Source organism: Falcatimonas sp. MSJ-15 (assembly GCF_018918265.1).
Lineage (GTDB): Bacteria > Bacillota > Clostridia > Lachnospirales > Lachnospiraceae > Falcatimonas.
Genome location: NZ_JAHLQC010000013.1, coordinates 16,187 through 39,723 on the forward strand (window position 1 = coordinate 16,187; position 23,537 = coordinate 39,723).

General features: G+C 32.9%; 18 protein-coding genes and 1 tRNA gene. 14 read left to right on the forward strand and 5 right to left on the reverse strand.

All coding sequences use genetic code 11. From position 1 onward, the window contains the following. Positions 1-57: 57 nt before the first annotated feature. Genes mnmE through rsmG form a run of 3 tightly spaced genes read left to right on the forward strand, consistent with a single transcriptional unit; the run spans position 58 to position 4,083 of the window. Entirely contained in the window at positions 58-1,437 is a 1,380-nt protein-coding gene (gene mnmE / locus KQI85_RS10895) for a tRNA uridine-5-carboxymethylaminomethyl(34) synthesis GTPase MnmE (protein WP_216576121.1), read from the forward strand. A 35-nt stretch (positions 1,438-1,472) separates the two neighbouring features. Then, a complete protein-coding gene (mnmG, locus tag KQI85_RS10900; RefSeq protein ID WP_216576122.1) occupies positions 1,473-3,353 on the forward strand; it encodes a tRNA uridine-5-carboxymethylaminomethyl(34) synthesis enzyme MnmG in 1,881 nt (626 codons plus the stop codon). Positions 3,354-3,366: 13 nt separating this feature from the next. Then, positions 3,367-4,083 carry a 16S rRNA (guanine(527)-N(7))-methyltransferase RsmG gene (gene rsmG, locus KQI85_RS10905; protein WP_216576123.1) on the forward strand — a complete coding sequence of 239 codons (717 nt, stop codon included), beginning with the start codon at positions 3,367-3,369 and terminating at the stop codon, positions 4,081-4,083. Positions 4,084-4,106: 23 nt separating this feature from the next. Here the strand turns inward: rsmG and KQI85_RS10910 are convergent, their stop codons facing one another. After that, positions 4,107-5,072, reverse strand: a complete 966-nt coding sequence (locus KQI85_RS10910) for an alpha/beta fold hydrolase (protein WP_216576124.1) — start codon at positions 5,070-5,072, stop codon at positions 4,107-4,109. Between the two features lie 175 nt (positions 5,073-5,247). Between KQI85_RS10910 and KQI85_RS10915 the strand changes: the two genes are divergently transcribed. The 6 genes from KQI85_RS10915 (at position 5,248) to KQI85_RS10940 (ending at position 12,768) form a co-directional block, all read left to right on the forward strand. Then, complete coding sequence (locus KQI85_RS10915) at positions 5,248-6,237, forward strand: sensor histidine kinase (RefSeq protein WP_216576125.1); 990 nt, start codon at positions 5,248-5,250, stop codon at positions 6,235-6,237. 15 nt (positions 6,238-6,252) lie between these two features. Then, a complete protein-coding gene (locus KQI85_RS10920) occupies positions 6,253-6,897 on the forward strand; it encodes a response regulator transcription factor (protein ID WP_216576126.1) in 645 nt (214 codons plus the stop codon). 2,214 nt (positions 6,898-9,111) lie between these two features. Next, positions 9,112-9,876 (forward strand): ParA family protein, encoded by a 765-nt coding sequence (locus KQI85_RS10925; protein WP_216576127.1) that lies wholly within the window; start codon positions 9,112-9,114, stop codon positions 9,874-9,876. Between the two features lie 22 nt (positions 9,877-9,898). Beyond that, entirely contained in the window at positions 9,899-10,795 is an 897-nt protein-coding gene (locus KQI85_RS10930; protein WP_216576128.1) for a ParB/RepB/Spo0J family partition protein, read from the forward strand. A gap of 14 nt (positions 10,796-10,809) precedes the next feature. Beyond that, entirely contained in the window at positions 10,810-11,358 is a 549-nt protein-coding gene (locus KQI85_RS10935; protein WP_216576129.1) for a DUF4446 family protein, read from the forward strand. Between the two features lie 666 nt (positions 11,359-12,024). Next, positions 12,025-12,768: a phosphotransferase gene (locus KQI85_RS10940; protein ID WP_216576130.1), complete on the forward strand. Its 744-nt coding sequence runs from the start codon at positions 12,025-12,027 to the stop codon at positions 12,766-12,768. A 547-nt stretch (positions 12,769-13,315) separates the two neighbouring features. On the opposite strand, the gene adhE is transcribed toward KQI85_RS10940, so the two are convergent. After that, entirely contained in the window at positions 13,316-15,934 is a 2,619-nt protein-coding gene (adhE, locus tag KQI85_RS10945) for a bifunctional acetaldehyde-CoA/alcohol dehydrogenase (RefSeq protein WP_216576131.1), read from the reverse strand. A gap of 214 nt (positions 15,935-16,148) precedes the next feature. On the opposite strand from adhE, the gene KQI85_RS10950 reads away from it, so the two are divergent. From KQI85_RS10950 to KQI85_RS10965, 4 genes are all read left to right on the forward strand, one after another. Further along, on the forward strand, positions 16,149-17,018 hold the full coding sequence (locus KQI85_RS10950; protein WP_216576132.1) for an HD-GYP domain-containing protein: 870 nt from the start codon (positions 16,149-16,151) through the stop codon (positions 17,016-17,018). 33 nt (positions 17,019-17,051) lie between these two features. Further along, positions 17,052-17,909: a DUF3881 family protein gene (locus KQI85_RS10955; protein ID WP_216576133.1), complete on the forward strand. Its 858-nt coding sequence runs from the start codon at positions 17,052-17,054 to the stop codon at positions 17,907-17,909. 29 nt (positions 17,910-17,938) lie between these two features. Beyond that, a tRNA-Arg gene (locus KQI85_RS10960) sits at positions 17,939-18,012 on the forward strand. A 32-nt stretch (positions 18,013-18,044) separates the two neighbouring features. Continuing rightward, positions 18,045-19,025 carry a 3'-5' exonuclease gene (locus tag KQI85_RS10965; RefSeq protein ID WP_216576134.1) on the forward strand — a complete coding sequence of 327 codons (981 nt, stop codon included), beginning with the start codon at positions 18,045-18,047 and terminating at the stop codon, positions 19,023-19,025. Between the two features lie 127 nt (positions 19,026-19,152). On the opposite strand, the gene KQI85_RS10970 is transcribed toward KQI85_RS10965, so the two are convergent. Then, a complete protein-coding gene (locus tag KQI85_RS10970; RefSeq protein ID WP_216576135.1) occupies positions 19,153-20,649 on the reverse strand; it encodes a D-alanyl-D-alanine carboxypeptidase family protein in 1,497 nt (498 codons plus the stop codon). Positions 20,650-20,886: 237 nt separating this feature from the next. On the opposite strand from KQI85_RS10970, the gene KQI85_RS16600 reads away from it, so the two are divergent. Continuing rightward, on the forward strand, positions 20,887-21,534 hold the full coding sequence (locus KQI85_RS16600) for a hypothetical protein (protein ID WP_253293841.1): 648 nt from the start codon (positions 20,887-20,889) through the stop codon (positions 21,532-21,534). 67 nt (positions 21,535-21,601) lie between these two features. Here the strand turns inward: KQI85_RS16600 and KQI85_RS10980 are convergent, their stop codons facing one another. After that, positions 21,602-21,859 (reverse strand): HPr family phosphocarrier protein, encoded by a 258-nt coding sequence (locus tag KQI85_RS10980; protein WP_216576136.1) that lies wholly within the window; start codon positions 21,857-21,859, stop codon positions 21,602-21,604. A gap of 46 nt (positions 21,860-21,905) precedes the next feature. Then, positions 21,906-23,525, reverse strand: coding sequence for a phosphoenolpyruvate--protein phosphotransferase (gene ptsP / locus KQI85_RS10985; protein ID WP_216576137.1), 1,620 nt, complete (start codon positions 23,523-23,525; stop codon positions 21,906-21,908). Positions 23,526-23,537: the final 12 nt, after the last annotated feature.

Here is a 23,537-nt window from a genome sequence, read left to right on the forward strand (position 1 = left end):
AATACGCGATTTTACAGATGGTAACGGTAAATAATAATGAAAGATAGGAGTAAGAAAATGAAAAGCGATACAATAGCAGCTATTGCGACAGGCATGGGTAACTCAGGAATTGGTATTATAAGAATGAGTGGTGATGAAGCAATAGCTATTGCGGACAAATTATTCAGATCAAAGAAAAAAGGAAAAACACTCAAAGAACAGAAAAGTCATACTGTTCATTATGGTAATATTGTATATAATGATAATGTAATTGATGAAGTTCTGGTAGTAGTGATGAAAGGACCTAATAGTTATACAAAAGAAGACGTTATTGAAATAAACTGCCATGGTGGGTCACTTGTTATGAAAGAGATACTTGAAGCTGTTATAAAATGTGGAGCAAGACCGGCAGAGCCAGGTGAATTTACCAAAAGAGCCTTTTTGAATGGAAGGATCGATCTGTCGCAGGCGGAAGCTGTTATTGATGTTATTAATTCTAAAAATAAATTTGCATTAAAGTGTTCAGTAGAACAGTTAAGTGGCAAATTCTCAGAAGAGATAAAGTCAATAAGAGATATGCTTATATACAATATTGCATATATTGAATCAGCATTAGATGACCCGGAACATATTAGTCTGGATGGTTTTTCACAAAAATTAAATGTAGATTTAATAAATGTAAAAAAGAGAATAAAAAAGCTTCTTGATACAGCAGATGATGGAAAGATATTAAAAGAAGGTATAAATACTGTAATACTTGGTAAGCCAAATGCAGGTAAATCAAGTCTTATGAATATACTTGTAGGAGAAGACAGAGCAATTGTTACAGATGTTGCAGGTACAACAAGAGATATTCTTGAAGTTCAGATTAACCTTAATGGAATAACACTTAATCTTATTGATACTGCCGGAATTAGAGATACAGAAGATGTAGTTGAAAAGATCGGTGTTGATAAAGCAAAAAAATATGCGAAAGAGGCAGATTTGATAATATATGTAGTTGACGCATCAAGAAAGATAGATGATAATGATGAAGAGATATTTGATATTATAAAAGACAAGAATACAATAGTTCTTCTTAATAAAAATGATCTTAATACTGTTGTTGGTGCAAGTGATATTAACAGATATATTGAAAATTGTCCTGTAATATCAATATCAGCTAAAGAGCAGACAGGAATTGAAAAATTACATGATTCAATAAGAAAGATGTTCTTACATGGAGAGATTAACTTTAATGATGAAGTATTCATTACAAATATAAGACATAAAGCTGCACTTAGTGAAGCTTATAATAGTATAGAACTTGTTATGAGAAGTATAGATGATGGTATGCCAGAAGACTTTTTATCAATAGATCTTATGAATGCTTATGAAGAGCTTGGAAAGATAACAGGTGAAGCAGTAGAAGATGATCTTGTTAATGAGATATTTAGCAAATTCTGTATGGGAAAATAATAATGTAATTAAAGTCGGTACAAGGAGATAGAATTATGAACGTAAATGAAGAGTATGATGTTGTTGTTGTAGGAGCCGGACATGCCGGATGTGAGGCTGCACTTGCATGTGCAAGACTTGGACTTGAGACAATAATTTTTACAATAAGTGTCGAGAGTATAGCTATGATGCCATGTAATCCTAATATTGGAGGCAGTTCAAAAGGACATCTTGTAAGAGAGATAGATGCACTTGGAGGAGAGATGGGTAAGAATATCGACAGAACATTTATACAGTCCAAGATGTTAAATGAATCAAAAGGACCTGCAGTTCATTCACTAAGAGCACAGGCTGATAAAGCAGAATATAGCAGAAGTATGAGAAGAGTTCTTGAGAATACAGATAAACTTACAATACGTCAGGCAGAAGTATCAGAACTTATCGTGGAAGATGGCATAGTAAAGGGTGTTAAGACATATTCAGGTGCGACATATCATTCAAAAGCAGTTGTATTATGTACAGGAACATATCTAAAAGCCAGATGCATATATGGAGATGTGAGCAATTATACAGGTCCAAACGGACTTCAGGCAGCTAATTATCTTACAGATTCGTTAAAAGCCAATGGAATTGAGATGTATAGATTCAAGACAGGAACACCAGCGAGAGCAGATAAGAGAAGTATTGATTTTTCAAAGATGGAAGAGCAGTTTGGAGATAAAAAAGTGGTTCCATTCTCATTCGAGACAGATCCAAAAGATGTTCAGATAGATCAGGAATCATGCTGGCTTACATATACTAATAATAAGACACATGAGATAATAAGAGCTAATCTTGATCGATCTCCACTATATTCAGGTAATATAAAAGGAACAGGACCAAGATACTGTCCTTCAATAGAAGATAAAGTAGTAAGATTTGCAGACAAAGAAAGACATCAGGTATTCATAGAGCCAGAAGGAAGATATACGAATGAGATGTACCTTGGAGGCATGTCAAGTTCACTTCCAGAGGATGTTCAGTATGCAATGTATAGAACAGTACCAGGACTTGAGAATGTAAAAATAGTACGAAATGCATACGCAATTGAATATGACTGTATTAATTCAAATCAGTTAAAATCATCTCTTGAATTTAAAAAAATAAAAGGTCTATTCAGTGGTGGACAGTTTAATGGAAGTTCAGGATATGAAGAAGCAGCTTCTCAGGGGCTTATAGCAGGCATTAATGCAGCACTTAGTATTCTTGGAAAAGAACCATTAATACTTGATCGATCAGAGGCATATATCGGTGTTCTTATAGACGATCTGGTTACAAAGGAGAATTTTGAACCATACAGAATGATGACATCAAGAGCTGAATATAGACTTTTGTTAAGACAGGATAATGCAGATCTTAGACTTACTAAAAAAGGCCATGAGATCGGTCTTATATCAGATGAGAGATATGAAAGACTTCTTGAGAAAGAAAAGCAGATAGCTGCAGAGATTGAGAGAGTAAGTAACGTAAATGTCGGTGCTAATAAGAAAGTACAGGAACTTCTTGAAAAATATGGAAGTACTCCTCTAAAATCAGGAACAACACTTGCAGAACTTATTAAAAGACCTGAACTTAATTATGAAGTACTTGCAGATATTGATAAAAACAGAAAAGAACTATCTGATGATGTAATAGAACAAGTTAATATCAATCTGAAATATGAAGGTTATATAACAAGACAGCTAAAACAGGTAGAACATTATAAGAAGCTTGAAGGAAAGCTTCTTCCGGATAATTTTGATTATAATACTGTAAGTGGACTTAGAAAAGAAGCGCAACAAAAGCTTAATAAATACAATCCTCGTTCAATAGGTCAGGCATCAAGAATATCAGGTGTATCTCCGGCAGATATATCAGTACTTCTTGTACATCTTGAGCAGATGAGAGGAAGAAAATAATAAAGGAGGAAATATGTCAGAGACTTTTGAAAAATATTTAGAGCAGATTAATGTAGTAATTAATGATAAGCAAAAAGAACAGTTTAATAGATTCTATGAGATGCTTATAGAGAAAAATAAAGTAATGAATCTTACAGCTATTACAGAATATGATGAAGTTATATTAAAACATTTTGTTGATTCACTTGCTATAAACAAATATTTTGATATGCAAAGACCATTAAAATTAATAGATGTGGGAACAGGAGCTGGTTTTCCAGGAATTCCATTAAAAATAGCTTTTGAACAGCTTGATGTTACACTTCTTGATTCTCTTAATAAAAGAATTAAATTCATAGAAGAAGTTGCAAAAGTTAATGAATTAGATAAGATAAATCCTATACATGGAAGAGCAGAAGATGTGGCACGTAACAAAGAATATAGAGAAAAATTTGATATATGTGTATCAAGAGCAGTAGCTAATCTTACCAGTCTCTCAGAATACTGTCTTCCATTTGTTAAAGTAGGTGGTTATTTTATATCATATAAGGCAGGTAATTCAGAAGAAGAGATAAATGACAGTAAAGCGGCAATAAAGATGCTTGGTGGCAAGATCGAAAGAGTTGAGAACTTTACACTTGCAGATACTGATATTACAAGAACTTTTGTATTTATAAAGAAAGAAAGACAGACATCAGCTAAATATCCAAGAAAAGCTGGTCTTCCAACAAAAGAACCATTAAAAGGCTAGAAATGAAAAGAGAAATACCAGACTTAGTCTGGTATTTCTGCTATATAAGGTGCGATAGTCTTTAAAAATCTGTTTGGAACTTCAAGGTGAGGTAAAATACCAGCCTGATTAATGATTACAGATTCAATTGAAGGGTTGATAAGTGTATATTCGGTAATTATCCTGTTAATATCAGGAACAGCAGAACCACCAATAATTATAATGCTATTGTTGATTTTTCGTATTGCATTATTAACATTAGCTGTTGTATAATTACCTTTTCTGCTTGAGTTAACAAATCTTGAGTTAGAGCCATTAAAATGTGCACTTTCATAATAAGCATTGATATATTCGGATTTTATATGACTTTTATTAGCAAAATAAGAAGTACTAAACATATCAGCAATATTATTTCTGCTATGAGTGAGATTATATATTAAAGTGCCAATAATAGGAGTATTGAGTAAAATTCGTAAGAATTTTGAATGTCTGCCTGGAATCTTGGCTGTTGCAGCAAGACTTACAGGGTTGACAAGAATAATCCGATTAAAAAGCGAACTATCATTAAAGCATGACATAACAGCAATGGAGCATGATAACGATGAAGCAATTACATCAGTCTTTTTGCGAATGACATCTTTTACAAAATCGCATATAAGCTGTACATACATATAATTGGTATAAGTAATATTTACCTTTTCAGAAACACCACAGCCTAAAAGATCGATAGCATAGACAGTATGAGTCTTAGAAAGCTGTTCAATAACATTGGACCATTCATAAGAACTTGAAGATGAATTAAGATCATGAATAAGCAGGAGTGGAGAACCCTTGCCGGTTTTTAGATACTTAATATCACCAAGTCGCCATCTGTAAGAATAAAACAGACGATTGTTAAGGATATTCTTTTTGGTTGCGGAAACAAAAACAGCTTTGTTAATAAGCGCAGTACCAGCTAAAGCGCTTCCGGCTAATAAGAATGTAGTTGTAAGTAACTTTTTTTGTTTCATACGTTTTACCTCCAAACAATTGATACTTATATTATAATATATTTCGGCATTAAATTACAAAGATATTTAAAAAATGTTAATTTTATTTAATATTTGCTTTCCTTTAGCACGAAAATATTATATTATATAAGGAGAAAGAAAACAAAAAATTATGTTAACCGATAACGGAGTAAGTATGAATAAAGTATATGATTATTTAAATAGACGATATATATATTATAATGATAAAAAAAATGAATATGTGAATAAAGAACATAGGATAGAACTTAATATTGAGCAGATAGATGCTGCAATAGCTAATATTAAGGCTGAACTAAGTTCAGCAGACAGTGTGTTTAAGTGTAATGACAACAGCATATTTAAAAAACAAGAGATCGATAAGCTTTTAGAAGAAAAGGAAACTTTGAAAGAAGAAAAAGTTTCTCTGCAAGAATCAATAGAAGCGGTTGATCTGGAGATAAAAGAGCTTGATGATGTTCTTAAAGAATATCAGGAAAGTGAAGATATTAACTCACATGGTATGGTTGTTGTAGAATCACAGGAGAGAGAACGGCAGAGAATTGCCAGAGATATACACGATTCAGTTGTTCAGACAATGACAGGACTTGTACATAAATCAGAATTCTGTACAAAAGTAATGGATAAAGATCCAATAAGAGCTAAATTGGAGCTAGAAGTAATCAATAATATGGTACGCAACTGTATTGATGAATTAAGAGCTATAATATATGATCTGCGTCCTATGTCATTCGATGATCTTGGAATAGATGTTACACTTAACAGAGTTATAGAAAGATGTAAACTTAATACTGATATGAATATTACATATACAATAGAAGGTGAACCATACCAATTAAAATCTGTAGTAGCTCTTAGTATTATAAGAATTATACAGGAAGCATGCAATAACAGTATAAAATATTCAAAAGGTAAGAATATAAAAATGCAACTTATATATTCAAAAAATGATATAACTTTAATCCATGAAGATGACGGAATAGGTTTTGATTTTAATAAACCATCTAATATTACCGAAAATAATACAGGATTTGGAATATCATCATTAAAAGAGAGAGTATTTTTACTTGGAGGAAAAATATCATTTTCAAGCAATAATAACGGAGTGGGAACAGTTATAAAAGTAATTATCCCCACGTTAAAATAGAAAGGAAGAAAATATATGGCAATTAGAATATTAATAGCAGATGACCATTCAATAGTAAGAGAGGGACTTAAGCAGTTACTCGAATTAGATGGAGATATTGTAGTTGTTGGTCAGGCAGGCGATGGATATGAATGTTTAAGTCTTCTTAATAAATTAAAACCAGATGTACTTTTACTGGATATAAATATGCCAAATCTTGATGGATTAAAAGTGCTTACAATTATGAAAGAAGAAAAGATGGAGGCAAAAGTATTAATTCTAACAATACACAATGAGATAGAATACTTATTGAAGGCAGTAGATATTGGATGTAATGGATATGTATTAAAAGACTCAGATTCAGCATTACTTAAAAAAGCTATATATAATGTATACAATGGCGAGATGTATATACAGCCAAGTCTTACACCATTATTGAATTCAAATCTGTCAGACAGAGATAATTACAAAGATAAACTTAATGAACTCACAAGAAGAGAGTATGATGTATTAAAACTTCTTGCAGAAGGATACTTCAATAAGGAGATAGCATCAACACTTAACATTAGCGAAAGAACAGTAAAGAATCATGTATCAAACATATTCAAGAAAATAGGAGTATCTGATCGTACTCAGGCGGCAGTATTTGCTATAAAGAATGGATTAGCAGAGTTTAAATAATTTATTAATAGTGTTATATATAAATGGATGCTATATATTGGATAGATATACATACAGAATATGTAGAGAATATATAGAGAATAAAAATATTGAACTTATTAATAAAGTTGAACATATTAATACAGTATTGTAGAGAATGAACAAATAGAAATATAGAATCTACCACGATTATTGCTTAAGCAGGCAATGATGTGGTAGATTCTTTTTATATAAGCAATAAAAAATAGACTAATAATATGAAAAATAAAATTGGGATAATCGGTAGGACAATAATGTAAAAGATAAATAATAAATAGTATAAAGAATAAAACATGGTAATGCTGGTGTAGAAGAAAGTAATTATAAATTATGCAATTAAGGTATGTGATAATACATGTTAATGTTTCACGTGAAACATTGATGAATATAATGAGAACAATGAGAAATATTGACAAGTAGATAAGAAGATTAGAAAAATGAAATATTGATTTGATAAGGATATGGAAAGGTAAAAGTTATAGATGTTTCACGTGAAATATTAATGAATATAATGAGAACAATGAGAAACATTAACAAGCAGATGAGCAGATTATAAATATAAGATATTGATAGAGATAAGGACATGAAAAAGTAGAGGTTATAGATGTTTCACGTGAAACATTGATGAATATAATGAGAACAATGAGAAATATTGACAAGTAGATAAGAAGATTAGAAAAATGAAATATTGATTTGATAAGGATATGGAAAGGTAAAAGTTATAGATGTTTCACGTGAAACATTGATGAATATAATGAGTAACAATGAGAGACATTAACAAGTAGATAAGAAGATTAGAAAAATAAAATATTGGTAGAGATAAGGATATGGAGAAGTAAGAGCTGCAGATGTTTCACGTGAAACATTGATGAATATAATGAGTAACAATGAGAGACATTAACAAGTAGATAAGAAGATTAGAGAAATAAGATGTTGATAGCGATAAGGATATGGAGAAGTAGAAGCTATAGATGTTTCACGTGAAACATTAATGATTATAATTAGAAGAATGAAAAATATTGACAAGCAGATAAGAACATTAGAAAAATAAAATATTGATAAAGATAAGGATATGGAGAAGTAAGAGTTATAGATGTTTCACGTGAAACATCTATAAAAAAGATGATAAATATTAGTGAAAAAATATTAGTGGAGTGATATAGAAAACAGCTAAAAAACAGCGTGAAACCTAGGAATAGAGCCATATAAGTGGAAAAATCAAATTGAAAAAATAAAAAAGAAAAAAATAAAAATACCCCCTAAAAGGGGGTAGTCCCGATTTGAAAAATGGAATATCATAAGGAATGTATGTATGATAAAAAGTACATATAAAATAAGACCATACAAAAGAAAAATGTATTTTTGTTAGAATATAAATATAGACCAAAATATTATATTCTAACTGAAATACAGAAACACCAAAAAAAAAAGTCTATGCCAGTAAAAAGCATAGACAAAACACCAAAGAAAGTCTATGTTAGTAAAAAAGCATAGACAAAACACCAAAGAAGGTCTATGTTAGTAAAAAGCATAGATTAAACACAAAAGAAAAATCCAGTGACAAATTTCAAAATTGAAAATCTGGAGAAATACTAAAGATAAGTCAGTATTATTTTTACATACTAAAAAGTAATAAATGACACTGAAAAAAATACCAAAGATAAAAAACTATCTTATGGTATAGGCAAGATATACCATAAGATAGAAAAAACTCTACGTTATATAGTATAAACAAGATACACTAAAGATAAAAAGTACTATGCAATATAGTATAACAAGATATACCAAAGATAAATCTTATACTATATTGTATAGTATAAGACAAAGCACCAAAGATAAATATTATATAGTAAGTATAATAAGAAAAGTAACAAGAACAAATACAGGAGGTAAAAGAAGAAATAAATAGTAATTCATTTACAATATTAAAAAAGTATGTGAAAGAATAAATTGATATAGATATATGGAACTAAAAATGATATAATGTTGTATGTAATTCAAAACTTAGAAATGTTTCACGTGAAACATCGCTAATAAGATATATAAATTGTAAAAACAAGATGTGATGACAGCATGAAACTAAAAATGATAAAGTTTGCATGCGGTCATATATACAAATAATTACTAACTTAATTGGAAAGGAAGTTATAACTTATCGTTTGTTTTTGATTTATTATAACTAAGGACAACTGTAATATGGGAAGAATAATTGCAATAGCTAATCAAAAAGGTGGAGTTGGAAAGACTACAACATCGATCAATTTATCTGCATGCCTAGCAGAAGCAGGAAAAAAAGTATTAACAATTGACATAGATCCACAGGGTAATACTACAAGTGGATTAGGTGTTGAGAGAAAAGATATTAATAATACTGTATATGAGATGCTTCTTGAAGAATGTACTATAGAAGATTGCATAATAAAAAATGTAATAGAAAAACTAGATGTAGTTCCATCTAATGTAAATCTCGCAGGTGCAGAGATAGATCTTATAGGAATAGATAATAGAGAATTTATTATGAAAAAAAATGTTGAGAAGATAAAAGACAAGTATGATTATATAATAATCGATTGTCCTCCATCACTTAACATGCTGACAGTAAATGCAATGACAACAGCTAATACTGTGCTTGTTCCAATACAATGCGAATATTATGCACTTGAAGGGCTAACACAGCTTATGCATACAATTAATCTTGTAAAGAAAAAACTTAATCCTGAACTTGAGATAGAAGGAGTTGTATTTACTATGTATGATGCAAGAACTAATCTATCACTTCAGGTAGTTGAGAATGTTAAGAATAATCTTAAACAGAATATATACAAGACGATAATACCTAGAAATATAAGACTAGCTGAAGCACCAAGTCATGGTATGCCAATTAATCTATATGATTCTAAATCCACTGGTGCTGAGAGTTACAGAAATCTGGCAAAAGAAGTAATGAAACGAAGAAAATAATATAAGAAAGGTGGTGTAAGTAATGGCAGGAAAAAAGAATGCATTAGGAAAAGGACTTGCAAATCTGTTCAGTGAAGAAGCAATTGAAGAAGAGAAGGAAGTAGTAGTAAAAGAAGTTATAGTAAAAGAACCTTCTGATACAATGCTTAAGATAACAGAAGTAGAACCTAACAGAAATCAGCCAAGAAAAAATTTTGATGAAGATCTTTTACAGGAACTTGCTGATTCAATAAAGCAATATGGAATAATACAGCCTCTGATAGTACAAAAAAGAGATGATTATTATGAAATAATAGCTGGTGAGAGAAGATGGCGTGCAGCCAAGATAGCTGGATTAAAAGAAGTTCCGGTTATTATCAAGGATTATACAGATAGAGAGATAGTAGAGATTGCACTTATAGAGAATATACAAAGAGCCGATCTCAATCCAATTGAAGAAGCACAGGCATATCAGAGATTGATAAAAGAATATAATCTCAAACAAGACGAAGTCGCAGAAAAAGTATCAAAGAGTAGAGCAACAATTACTAACTCAATGCGATTATTAAAACTTGATGATAGAGTAAAACAGATGCTTATAGATGAGATGATTACGAGTGGTCATGCAAGAGCACTTCTTGGAATAGAAGATAAGGAATTACAATATACAATTGCAATGAGAGTATTTGATGAGAAGATGTCAGTAAGAGATATTGAAAAAATTATAAAAGATATGTCAAAGCCAACATCTGAGAAAAAAACAGAAATTGATGAGGCAGTAATACTTGCATATAAAAATCTGGAAGATAAGATTAAAAATATCATTGGAAGTAAAGTTGTAATTAAGAATAAAGATAATAACAAAGGTAAGATAGAGATCGATTACTATTCACAGGAAGAATTAGAGAGAATAGTAGATATGATTGCGAAAATCAGATAAGAAAGGAACTAAAAATGAATAGTTTAGATAATGTAATTAATGTTATGAATAATAATATGGCTTATATTGTATCAGGAATGGCACTAATGATACTTATTCTGCTTATTTTACTGATTATCAATATGGTAAAAATAAGTAAGATGAAGAAGAAGTACAATAGTTTTATGCAGGGAAAAGATGCAAAATCTCTTGAAGATACACTATTAAAGAGACTTGATGAAGTAGATGTACTTAAAGAAGATGCAAAAGTAGCATCTAATAATATCAAAGCTCTCCAGGAAAATCTAAAGCTTGCATATCAGAAGATTGGAATTGTAAAATATGATGCATTTAAAGAAATGGGTGGAAAGCTTAGCTTTTCAGTAGCATTACTTGATGATAATAATGACGGATTCATAATCAATGCAATGCATAGCAGAGAAGGTTGTTATACATATATAAAAGAGATTGTTAAAGGTGAATCATACATTATTCTTGGTGATGAAGAGAAACAGGCACTTGAGATAGCATTAAATGAGAGTAAAGCAGTTGTTGTAAGAGAAGCAGAAGACAAAAACAAGTAATAAGAATGAGATACTGAAGCAGATTATAACGAAGGATACAAAATTAAATATACATTATATGGACGGAAAAAAGACAGAAGAAAACACGAATGAAAATAAACATAATTAATTATATAGGAAAAAGGAAACGATGATATTAGACATCTCAAACAAAAAAATGCCTAATATCATCGTTTTTTGTTAACATAATTTAGGTAAAAAAATAACATAAGTGTTAAAAATTTGTTTAATTTGTTATAAAATTATCTATATTGATATACAAAATATTGCAATTTTAACAAATTTTTTGAAAAAAGTACTGTACAAATAAAATAAAAAGTAGTAATATAATTATATCAAAAGATAATTAATGAATGTAATTCATTTTATTATTATGATAGTAAGACAACTGAGTCGATATTATTAAAGGCGGTAACTATTTGTATTACAAAATCCAGTATATAAGATATATGGATGTAGACTTAGATATTTGGATATTTGGATATTTGGATATTTGGATATTTGGATATTTGGATATTTGGATATTTGGATATTTGGATATTTGGATATTTGAATATTTAGATACTTAGATACGTATACTTAGATACTTGGAATAACTTGTAGCAAGGTTAAGATGGCTGCTTGGATATGGATAGTTACAATATCAATTAGAAAAGGGGAATTTATATGAAGTTAAAAAATTTAGTTTCAAAAGGCGTTAATGCAAGTGTTTACAAAGAAGACGGTAAAGCAATTAAAGTGTTTAACAAAGATTTTCCTAAATCAGAAGTTCTGAATGAAGCTCTTAATACAGCAAGAGTTGAAGAAACAGGACTTAATATTCCTAAGATTTCAGAAGTATCAATTATTGATGGTCAATGGGCTATCTCAATGGATTACATAGAAGGTGATACTCTTGCAAAACTTATGAATGACAATCCTGATAAGATGGATGAGTATCTTAATATAATGGTAGATATTCAGCTTGATATGATGACAAAGAGATGTCCTTTACTTAATAAGTTAAAAGACAAGATGACAAGACAGATTCAGAGCCTTGATATTGATGATGGTAAAAAATATGATCTGCTTACAAGACTTGATGGAATGCCAAAGCATGTTAAACTTTGTCATGGTGATTTCAATCCTAATAATATTATTGTATCAAATGGCAAATATTACATCCTTGACTGGGTTCATGCAGCACAGGGTAATGCAAGTGCTGATGTAGCAAGAACTTATCTGTTATTTGCATTAGATGATAAAGATGTAGCAGAGAAATATATGGATATCTTCTGTAAGAAGAGTAATACAGAGAAGAAATATGTTCAGCAGTGGCTTCCAATCGTAGCAGCTGCACAGCTTACAAAACAGAGACCAAGAGAAAAAGAGATGCTTGAACAGTGGCTCGATGTATTTGATTTCCAGTAAAATAAAAATCTAATACAGATTGATAATACATTAGACTAATGAATATTAGAATATAAAATAGCCTATTAAGGCATGCCAGTTATATGAGAAATATATAGTTGGCATGCCTTTTAAGTTATTTTTTGGCTCTTTGTTCAAGAGTGGGGGAATGTTATGCTGTACATATAGATTCTAAACTTTATCTTTAGGTAGAGGTTAGAATTATATTTTGTGAAGAAGCAGAAAGAAGAAGTAGTAGTAAGAAGTAATAGTAAGAAGTAATAGTAAGAAGTAATAGTAAGAAGTAATAGTAAGAAGTAATAGTAAGAAGTAATAGTAAGAAGTAATAGTAAGAAGTAATAGTAAGAAGTAATAGTAAGAAGTAATAGTAAGAAGTAGTAGTAAAAAGTAGTAGTAAGTGAAAAGACCGGTCATTACGACCGGTCTTTTCGATTTGTGATTTATTTAAAGGGAAAACAAACATTAATTAGGTAGTACTTGTGATTATCTATATTAGTAATACTAAGTTCAAATATTACTAACTAATAATTTCATAAGCTTAGGTAGATTATTTACCGTAGTAAGCTCTTAAGTACATTTCTTTCATTTCGCTCATAAGTGGGTATCTTGGGTTAGCACCTGTACACTGGTCATCAAATGCTGCTTCAACCATATCATCAAGTGTTGCTAAGAAGTCTTTTTCATCAACGCCATAATCAGCGATTGTCTTCTTGATACCAACTCTAGCTTTTAATTCTTCGATAGCTACGATGAAGTTATCGAATTTCTCCTGGTCATTCTTACCTTTGATTCCAAGGAAGTTAGCACATTCAACATATCTGTCAAATGCATGTGGATACTGATACTGTGAGAATGTACCCATCTTAGTAGGAACATCAGCAGCATTGTATCTCATGATATCTGTAATTAATAATGCATTAGCGATACCATGTGGAAGGTGATGGAAAGCACCTAACTTATGTGCCATTGAGTGGCATAAACCAAGGAATGCATTAGCGAATGCCATACCAGCAAGTGTAGAAGCATTAGCCATCTCTTCTCTTGCTTTAGGGTCTGCAGCACCATTTTCATAAGCACTTGGTAAGTTGTTAAAGATAAGTTTCATAGCTTTAAGTGCAAGACCATCTGTATAATCAGTAGCCATGATTGAAGCATAAGCTTCAAGAGCATGTGTTAAAGCATCAATACCAGAAGCAGATGTTAATCCTTTTGGCTGGTTCATCATCATATCTGCATCAATGATTGCCATCTTAGGAAGTAACTGATAATCAGCTAAAGGATATTTTGATCCTGTCTTTTCGTCTGTGATAACAGCGAAAGGTGTAACTTCTGAACCTGTACCTGAAGATGTTGGAACAGCAATGAAATATGCTTTTTCACCCATCTTAGGGAATGTATAAATACGTTTTCTGATATCCATGAATCTCATTGCCATATCAAGGAAATCAACTTCTGGGTGTTCGTACATAACCCACATAATCTTACCAGCATCCATTGCTGAACCACCACCGATTGCGATGATTGTATCTGGTTCAAATGAACGCATTGCTTTTGTACCTTCAATAGCACATGCAAGTGTTGGGTCTGGTGCAACATCATAGAATGTTGTATGCTGAATACCCATTTCATCTAATTTATCTGTAACACATTTTGTGTATCCGTTTTTATATAAGAATGAGTCAGTAACGATGAATGCTTTCTTTTTGCCCATAACGTTCTTTAATTCATCAAGTGCAACAGGAAGACATCCTTTTTTGAAGTAAACCTTTTCAGGTGCTCTAAACCAAAGCATATTCTCTCTCCTCTCAGCAACAGTTTTAATGTTAAGTAAATGTTTTACACCAACGTTTTCTGAAACTGAGTTACCGCCCCATGAACCACAACCAAGTGTTAATGATGGAGATACTTTGAAGTTGTATAAGTCACCGATACCACCCTGTGATGAAGGTGTATTGATTAATACTCGGCAAGTCTTCATTGCTTCCTGGAATTTTTCAATCTTTTCTTTACCTGTTCCAACATGGATATAAAGAGAAGATGTATGTCCGTAACCACCGTCAGCAACTAATCTCTCAGCTTTTTCAACAGCGTTATCGAAGTCTTTTGCTCTGTACATTGCAAGTACTGGTGATAATTTTTCATGAGCAAATTCTTCTGAAAGTTCAACTGATTCAACTTCACCAATAAGAATCTTAGTAGCTTCAGGAACTTTAACTCCTGCTAAAGCTGCGATTGTGTGAGCTTTCTGACCAACGATTTTAGCATTTAAAGCACCGTTGATGAGAATTGTCTTTCTAACTTTTTCTGTTTCTTCTTTATTAAGGAAATAGCATCCTCTATCTGCGAATTCTTTACGAACTTCGTTATATACTTTATCACATACGATAACTGACTGCTCTGAAGCACAAATCATACCATTATCAAATGTTTTTGAATGAATGATTGAGTTAACTGCAAGTCTTACATCTGCTGATTCATCAATGATAGCTGGTGTATTACCAGGACCAACACCAAGTGCAGGTTTTCCTGAAGAATAAGCAGCTTTAACCATACCAGGACCACCTGTTGCAAGAATGATATCTGCTGTTCTCATTACTTCATTAGTAAGGTCAAGTGATGGTACATCGATCCATCCGATAATTCCCTTTGGTGCTCCAGCTTCAACAGCAGCATTAAGAACAACTCTTGCAGCTTCGATTGTTGATTTTTTAGCACGTGGATGTGGACTGATGATGATTGCATTTCTTGTCTTTAAACAAATTAATGTCTTGAAGATTGCTGTTGATGTTGGGTTTGTTGTAGGAATAACAGCTGCAACAACACCGATTGGTTCAGCAACTTTCTTAATACCATATGATGTATCTTCTTCAATAACGCCACAAGTCTTAGTATTCTTGTATGCGTTGTAAATATACTCTGCTGCGAAGTGGTTCTTAATAACTTTATCTTCAACAACACCCATTCCAGTTTCTTCTACTGCCATCTTAGCAAGTGGAATACGAGCTTTGTTAGCTGCTAATGCAGCTGCAAGGAAGATTTTATCAACCTGTTCCTGTGTGTAAGTTGAGAAAATTCTCTGAGCTTCTCTAAGTTCATTAAGTCTTATTGTGAGAGACTCAATGCTGTCTACGATTTCTGGGCTTTTGATTTCATCTTTTTTTGCCATTTTAAATAGAACCTCCTAAAATAATATATTGGTAAATTGATTAATTGTTTGTCAATGTTTTAACAATTATGATTATAGTACATTGTTATTTATTTGTCAATATATTTGTTTGAAAAAATTTATTTTAATATATATTAGGAAAGTTAGTTGTTTTATTATTGAAAAAATGGTATATTCTATTTAGATAAGGATACAAATTTGGCGAGGTAAAATTATGAGGTTAGTTCAGATTGATGCACTATGCGGTGGAGAGGTACTGGCGGGCCCGGTAACAATGAAGTCAGGTACAGTTTTAATGCAACCGGGTACAGTTATTAAGAGAGAGTATGTTTCCCAACTTAAAGATCTTGGTATTGAAAGTGTTAATATTGAAGATGAAGAAGGTACTTCAGATAAAAGTCCTCTTATTAATAGAGAGACTATGACAGGATATAGACGTGAGGTCATGGAATTAATTGATATGCACATATATAAGCAGTCGAGAGAGCTTATGGAACTTAGTGATCTTGCAAAAAAGATTATGAAGGATGTTTTGTCAAGAAAAGATGAATTAAAGTATGGATTTGCATACGTTAATATTGGTGATGATATGTATGCTCATTCAGTTAATGTATGTGCAATCTCTGTTCTTGTAGCAGATCTTATGGAGATGAGCAGTGAACAGATTGAAGATATTGCTGTTGGTGCAATTCTTCATGATATAGGATTAAGATATGTAACTATTCCATATGAGAATGTTGAGATATCAACACTTAATAACAGGGAACAGTTTGATTATAAAAAACATGTAATTCATGGATATAGCACAGTCCAGGAAGAGAACTGGCTGTCTGATATCTCAAAGACAATTATACTCTCACATCATGAGCTTCTTGATGGTAATGGTTATCCTTTTAGAAGTAAAGGTTCAAGAATCAAACCGGAAGTAAGAATAGTGGCAGTATGTGATATTTTTGACAGTATGCTACATGGAATAGGACATGAGAAAAAGGATATTAATTATACAATTTCATATCTTGAAGAGAATTGTGGCACATTGTATGATGAAAAAGTAACAAATATTTTGTTAGGATTAATAAAGTAGTAATGTATATCCAAGTGTGGAAAGGAAAAAGTAATGCATAAGTATCTTAGAGCTATAGGGCTTAGCAATTTAAAAAACAATCTTGATGTGATTCACTGGATTAATGATGTTGTTGATGATGCACTTAAGAATAATAGAATAATTACAGCTGATATTACAGATGTATGTGAGATAAGAATTGACTACTCCAAGTTATTTGGGCTTGCAGTGAGAGGTATTATGGATAATGGAAAGTTTATAGTGGATTATTATTTTCCTTATTATAAGGGCAGTCATTATGCAAAGCTTAGACCTTTTGAAATTGAAAAATATACATATAATGAATCGTATGCCGGTGCATGTGAGAATCTGGCTAATGGAATATCTGTCGTTTTTTATGTGAATAATCCGATAAATTTTCTTGATAAATATAATGAGAATATGTTTGTGAAATTCTCAGCAATGTCAGTATCAGGTAAGATTATTATGCCACTTAAAAAGAGTAAAAGACAGATGAATATCTCAAAAGCTTTGTCTAAGAAGAGAAGTATACTTATTAATGAACTCAAGAATGGCGATGATGATGCAATGGATGAACTTGTTAATGATGATATGTTTATGTATTCTAAGATGGCAAAAAGGTTTGCTAATGAGGATATTTTGTCTGTTGTCGATACTGTTTTTATGCCATATGGAATGGAATGTGATCTGTATTCAATTGTAGGAGATATCATATCTATGAGTGAAGTAACTAATAATGTTACAGGCGAGATTGTATATAATATGGATATTGAGAGTAATGGAATAGAGTATAATCTTGGAATTAATAAAGAAGATTTACTTGGAATTCCAGAAGTGGGAAGACGCTTTAAAGGTGAAATATGGTTACAGGGAACAGTTGATTTTATCTGATAGCTGTTATATAATAATATGTACAGTGCGCATCTATAGCTCAGTAGGATAGAGCGACCGCCTCCTAAGCGGTAGGCCGCTGGTTCGAATCCAGTTAGGTGCATTGATATTTATAGGTGAAAGGGGATTGGTTTCATGAATTATATAGTATTAGATCTGGAATGGAATCAATGTCCTTATGGTAAAGAAGAGGGAGTTGAAAAACTTCCTTTTGAAGTTATTGAGATCGGTGCAGTTAAGCTTAATAGTAAGCTTAATGTTATTAGTGAATTTCAGTGTTATATAAAGCCACAAGTATATAAAGAACTTCATAGAGTGACTTCGGATCTTCTTAAGATAAGTATGAAAGATCTAAAAAAAGGACTTCCATTTAAAACAGCAATGGAGAGTTTCTTAAGATGGTGTGGCAAGGAAGAATATAGATTTTGTACATGGGGTAGTATGGATCTTATTGAACTTCAGAGAAATATGACTTATTTTGGCGTTGAAGACAGGCTTGAATTTCCATTATTTTATTATGATATTCAAAAGCTTTTCAGTATCAGATATGAAGATGGTAAGATTAGGAGATCGCTTGAATTTGGTGCTATATATTGTTGTGCAAAGATTGATAAGAAGTTTCACAGTGCTTTATGTGATGCAAAGTATACAGCTGAAGTTATGAAAAATATGGATTTCTATTCTGTTAATTCCTATTATTCGATTGATACTTATACTATTCCTGATAATAGTAAGGAAGAGATTACTGCTGTATATGATAAGTATTCTAAGTATATATCAATGGGATTTGATTCAAGAGAGGAACTTATGAGCTGCAAGAGGATATTTGTTACAAAGTGTTATGTATGTAATAAGATTCTTAGAAAAAAGATTAGATGGTTCTCATATAATAATAAAATGTATTATTGTCTTGCTAATTGTAGTGAACATGGTTACATGAAGGGAAGATTAAGGATAAGAAAAGATGATAATGGGCGTTATTATGCTATTAAAATACTTAAACTTACAGATGAAGATGGTGCTTTGCTTATAAAAGAGAAGAAAAAAGAAGTGAAGCGAAAACGCATTGAGAAGAAAAAACGTGATCGTAATAATTCAAAAATGGAAGAAGAGTAGCAGTTAAAATAAGAATGTTCTAAGAAATATTCTTATTTATAGCTGCTACTCTTCTTTTGATAGATAAATATAGTTTGTATATAATATTAGAAAGCAAGTCTATGATATATATGCTTACTTATCATTGTTAGTTATAATAATTGTGTCTTTTTTTATTATGTTTGCGTCTCTTAATCTTACGTTTTTTGTTAATAAGTACAAAATTGTAAGTGAGGATGAAGATTAAAAATACAAGAATAATCACAAGTAGTATGATTAGTTTGATATTTATCTGAAGATAGCTTTTGTTAGTGATTCCTGTATCGTCAGAGGATGCTTCTCCATCTTTGTTGTTGAAGGTGAATATACCAGGTTTTGAGTTGGTAAGTATAAGATCTGTACTTCCGACATTGGCACCTTCATAAGTATAATTGATTGTAGCAATCTTTTGCGTTTCACTTTGTTCATCAACAGATTCTGTATTATATGATATTGATGATGTTGCTGCTGAAAAGTCAACATTGTTAGGAAGAACAATATATGAACTACTGTCTATCGAGAGATCGATATTAGTATGTTCAAACAGATCACTTGTTGTATTGAAAAATGTAGCCTGTGGAACTGTATATTGTGTCTCATTTTGCGCAATATTTATACATTTATAGTTGTTAAAACCATATTCAAACAGGTTAACGGTATCGTCATATATATCTGTCAGTGTTGATTTCATTACACATACAATTAGCTTCATACCATCTTTTTCGGCAAATGATACAAGTGTGTTGCCGGATACAGTGGTCCAGCCTGGTTTGCCACCAAGGCTATAAGCATATTCTTTCTCTCGTCCAGGGAGAAGTTTATAACGGTTATAGAAGAAACGGGATTCGCTCTTCATATTAGTTGCAGGTATTGTATAGGTTGTTGGAAGTGAGATTATACTCATGAATTTGTCGCTTTTAAAACATTGTCTTCCTATCATTGCCATATCGTATGCTGTTGTATAGTGATTCTCGTCTTCAAGTCCACTTGCGTTAGTAAAGTGTGTATCGAGAGCTCCAAGTTCTTTTGCTCGCTTATTCATGAGATCGGTAAATGATTCAAGTGAACCGGAGACATATTCTGCCATTCCGTATGAGGCTTCATTGGCTGATTTCATAAGGATTGCATGAAGTGTCTGATCGACTGTTAACTGTTCACCTACATCAAGGCTTATATGAGCGTCTTCGAATGGATTGATGCTGTAGACTGCATTGTGTGAAAATGTAATTACATCGTCCATATTGCAATTCTCAATGCCAAGAAGTGCTGTCATTATCTTGGTTATGCTTGCAGGATAGTTACGCTCATGTGAATTCTTATCATATAGTACTGTTCCTGTTGTTGCTTCTATAAGAACTGCTGATCCTGAATTGACATTGGGTGGAGCAGGCCATGTTGATGGAACAGTTGGGATTGTAGTATTAGCAGTTGCTGTCTGTGATTCTGCTTCTGTGGATGAAGTTTCTGGCTGATTAGCTGTGTCTGAAGCAGTGTTATTGGTTACGGATTTATTCTCTGCATATACAGTATGCAGGTTTGAGAATGCTGTATTTATAAAAACAAAAGTGCACATAAGGAATGCAGCACATTTTTTGAAATTTTTCATTATTAACCCCTCTTCGTAATTATTGTATATCTTATATATTATATTAGCTTTCAGGGTATATATCAAGATACTTTTTCTTGAGTTTCCGCAGTTTTATCCACAGTCCCCTGATTACTACTGCTTCTTTATAGACAACTTAAAAAAAATGCCCAAAATATAAGGAATCTTCTTCCCTTTTGATGTAAAATTAAGCTACCAACCAAAAACCTTACTAAACAAAAAAGAAGGAGATTCCCTATGGCTAATTGTACATCAAATACTTACACTTTGAAACGAAAAATTTTAACTTTTTCAAATAAAATTTCAAGACGTCTTTCCAAACCAGAACGTAAATTTACAGCAGATATTATATACGGTATGCTGGCCGCCGGAAGTTGTCTCCTAACAGATGTTGTTGATCAGCTTCATAAAAACTCCAAAAAGATAAATATTGTTGACCGCCTTTCCAGACACCTTGATAAAGGTACTCCTGCCGAAGTAGCCGCTTCTTATCTTCAACAGGTTAAAAAATGGGTTCCGGCAGAGCCTGTGATTCACATTGATGACAGCGATGTTGTAAAACCAGATGGTTATAAATTTGAGTCACTGGGTATCGTGCGCGATGGTTCGGAAAGTACCTCTACAAAAATAGATAAAAAAATAGTTCTCCCAAAGTCCGGTTCAGATGGGGCTTATTTCAGTGCCTCTAATCAGCAGACTGTCCATCTCTTTCTTTCGAAGAAACGACAAATTGGCATTTTGGGAAGATTTATCTATTTCATAATTACATTTTGCGGAAACTCAAGGAAAGTGTGCCTTCACCCCCCGCGAACCATAACCTATGGCAGGCACAGCTTTCTTGCGCGCGAATGCGCATCAATTGCCCGCAGGGCTTTTGTCTCATAGGATGATGCCATGAGACAAAAACGCCTGCCCCAAAAAGGGCAGGCGCTTTCGCTCATATTACTATATCTTATAAATTTGCCTCTAAGAATGCTTTGATTCCATCAGCTGCTGCATCCTCGTCAGCTCCGCTTACTTCTACACGGATTTCCTGACCGCATTTGATTCCAAGTCCCATAAGAGCCATCAGTCTTCTTGCATCTGCTGATTTCTCATCCTTGAAAATTGTTACAGTACTCTCATATTTCTGTACTTCCTTTACCAGAAGTCCTGCTGGTCTTGCGTGGATTCCCTGCTCATCTTTGATTGTGTAAGTAAATTCTTTCATTTGTCTACCTCTTTCTTTTATAATATTTTATTTTGAATTCGTCGCACTATTTGTTTGTATCAGTGTTGCGAATTTTGTCACGTACCTTAAGGATCATGGATGGGCTTACGGATAACTCGTCATATCCCATCTTGAGGAAGGTCTCTGTCAGCGTGGTATCTGCGCCAAGCTCTCCACAGATTCCTACCCAGCATCCATGCTTATGTCCATTCTCTGCAATCATCTGAAGCATTTTAAGAACGGCCGGATGATGAGAATCATAAATATTATCAAGCTTTGGATTCTGCCTGTCAATTGCCAGTGTATACTGTGTCAGGTCATTTGTTCCAACAGAGAAGAAATCAACCTCTTTAGCAAGATCCTCACTTACCATAACAGCAGCAGGTGTCTCAATCATGATACCAATCTCTGCATCCTTGTATGGAACTCCTGCTTCATCCAGTTCTGCCTTAACCTCTTTAATAATCTCCTTAATCTGCTTCACCTCAGATACAGAGATAATCATTGGGAACATGATGGAAATATTTCCATAGTAGCTTGCACGGTATAATGCACGAAGCTGTGTTTTGAAAATATCTGTTCTGTCTAAACAGATTCGGATTGCACGATAGCCAAGGGCCGGATTCTCTTCCTTATCCAGGTTAAAATATCCAACCTGCTTATCTGCACCGATATCAAGTGTACGGATGATAACCTTCTTGCCTGCCATGTTCTCAGCAACCGTACGGTATGCCTTAAACTGCTCCTCCTCAGTCGGATAGGTCTCAGATTCCAGATACAGGAACTCACTTCTGAAAAGTCCGATTCCGCCGGCATCATTGGCAAGAACAGATGCCACGTCGGATACACCACCAATATTAGCATAGAGGTTAATTTTCTTTCCGTCAAGAGTAATATTCTCTTTGCCCTTTAACTCCTGAAGGAGACGCTTCTTCTCGTCCTCCTTCTCCTTCTTCTGCTGGTATTCCTCAAGCAGTGACATAGTAGGATCGATGATGATTTTGCCTTCAAATCCATCAACAATTCCCATCTTGCCCTCAATATCCTCCGGATAGTCTACACCAATCAGAGCCGGAATATTCATGGTTCTCGCAAGGATTGCGGTATGGGAATTGGTGGAACCATGTCTTGTTACAAAGGATAAAACCTTTGATTTATCAAGCTGTACTGTCTCACTTGGAGCAAGATCATCCGCAAGCAGGATTACAGGCTCATCGGAATGAATTCCTGCTACACCTGCCCCCTGAAGAACAGATACCAGGCGATTGGAGATATCCTTAACGTCTGCTGCACGCTCCTTCATATAATCATCATCCATGGATGCAAACATCTCTGAGAAATTATCTCCGGTATTTGCTACTGCAAACTCTGCGTTTACTTCCTGATTACGAATCATATTCTCGATGGATTCCACGTAATCCAGATCCTCAAGCATCATCTGATGCACTTCGAAAATCGCGGCGTTAACCTCACCAACTTCTTTCAGAGCCTTGTCATAAAGACCTGCAAGCTGTTTCTTCGCTTCCTCTCTCGCATCCTCAAATCGTTTGATTTCAGCCTCTGTGTCACTGATTTTTGTTCTTTTTACAACATTCTCTGCTTTATTATATACAGACAATCTTCCAATTGCGATTCCGCTAAAAACACTCTTACCCTGAATTACCATAGTGTCTCCTTC

Coding starts and splice junctions, on each gene's coding strand:
- mnmE (WP_216576121.1), top strand. CDS start 58: ATGAAAAGCGATACAATAGCAGCTATTGCGACAGGCATGGGTAACTCA.
- mnmG (WP_216576122.1), top strand. CDS start 1,473: ATGAACGTAAATGAAGAGTATGATGTTGTTGTTGTAGGAGCCGGACAT.
- rsmG (WP_216576123.1), top strand. CDS start 3,367: ATGTCAGAGACTTTTGAAAAATATTTAGAGCAGATTAATGTAGTAATT.
- KQI85_RS10910 (WP_216576124.1), bottom strand. CDS start 5,072: ATGAAACAAAAAAAGTTACTTACAACTACATTCTTATTAGCCGGAAGC.
- KQI85_RS10915 (WP_216576125.1), top strand. CDS start 5,248: ATGAATAAAGTATATGATTATTTAAATAGACGATATATATATTATAAT.
- KQI85_RS10920 (WP_216576126.1), top strand. CDS start 6,253: ATGGCAATTAGAATATTAATAGCAGATGACCATTCAATAGTAAGAGAG.
- KQI85_RS10925 (WP_216576127.1), top strand. CDS start 9,112: ATGGGAAGAATAATTGCAATAGCTAATCAAAAAGGTGGAGTTGGAAAG.
- KQI85_RS10930 (WP_216576128.1), top strand. CDS start 9,899: ATGGCAGGAAAAAAGAATGCATTAGGAAAAGGACTTGCAAATCTGTTC.
- KQI85_RS10935 (WP_216576129.1), top strand. CDS start 10,810: ATGAATAGTTTAGATAATGTAATTAATGTTATGAATAATAATATGGCT.
- KQI85_RS10940 (WP_216576130.1), top strand. CDS start 12,025: ATGAAGTTAAAAAATTTAGTTTCAAAAGGCGTTAATGCAAGTGTTTAC.
- adhE (WP_216576131.1), bottom strand. CDS start 15,934: ATGGCAAAAAAAGATGAAATCAAAAGCCCAGAAATCGTAGACAGCATT.
- KQI85_RS10950 (WP_216576132.1), top strand. CDS start 16,149: ATGAGGTTAGTTCAGATTGATGCACTATGCGGTGGAGAGGTACTGGCG.
- KQI85_RS10955 (WP_216576133.1), top strand. CDS start 17,052: ATGCATAAGTATCTTAGAGCTATAGGGCTTAGCAATTTAAAAAACAAT.
- KQI85_RS10965 (WP_216576134.1), top strand. CDS start 18,045: ATGAATTATATAGTATTAGATCTGGAATGGAATCAATGTCCTTATGGT.
- KQI85_RS10970 (WP_216576135.1), bottom strand. CDS start 20,649: ATGAAAAATTTCAAAAAATGTGCTGCATTCCTTATGTGCACTTTTGTT.
- KQI85_RS16600 (WP_253293841.1), top strand. CDS start 20,887: ATGGCTAATTGTACATCAAATACTTACACTTTGAAACGAAAAATTTTA.
- KQI85_RS10980 (WP_216576136.1), bottom strand. CDS start 21,859: ATGAAAGAATTTACTTACACAATCAAAGATGAGCAGGGAATCCACGCA.
- ptsP (WP_216576137.1), bottom strand. CDS start 23,525: ATGGTAATTCAGGGTAAGAGTGTTTTTAGCGGAATCGCAATTGGAAGA.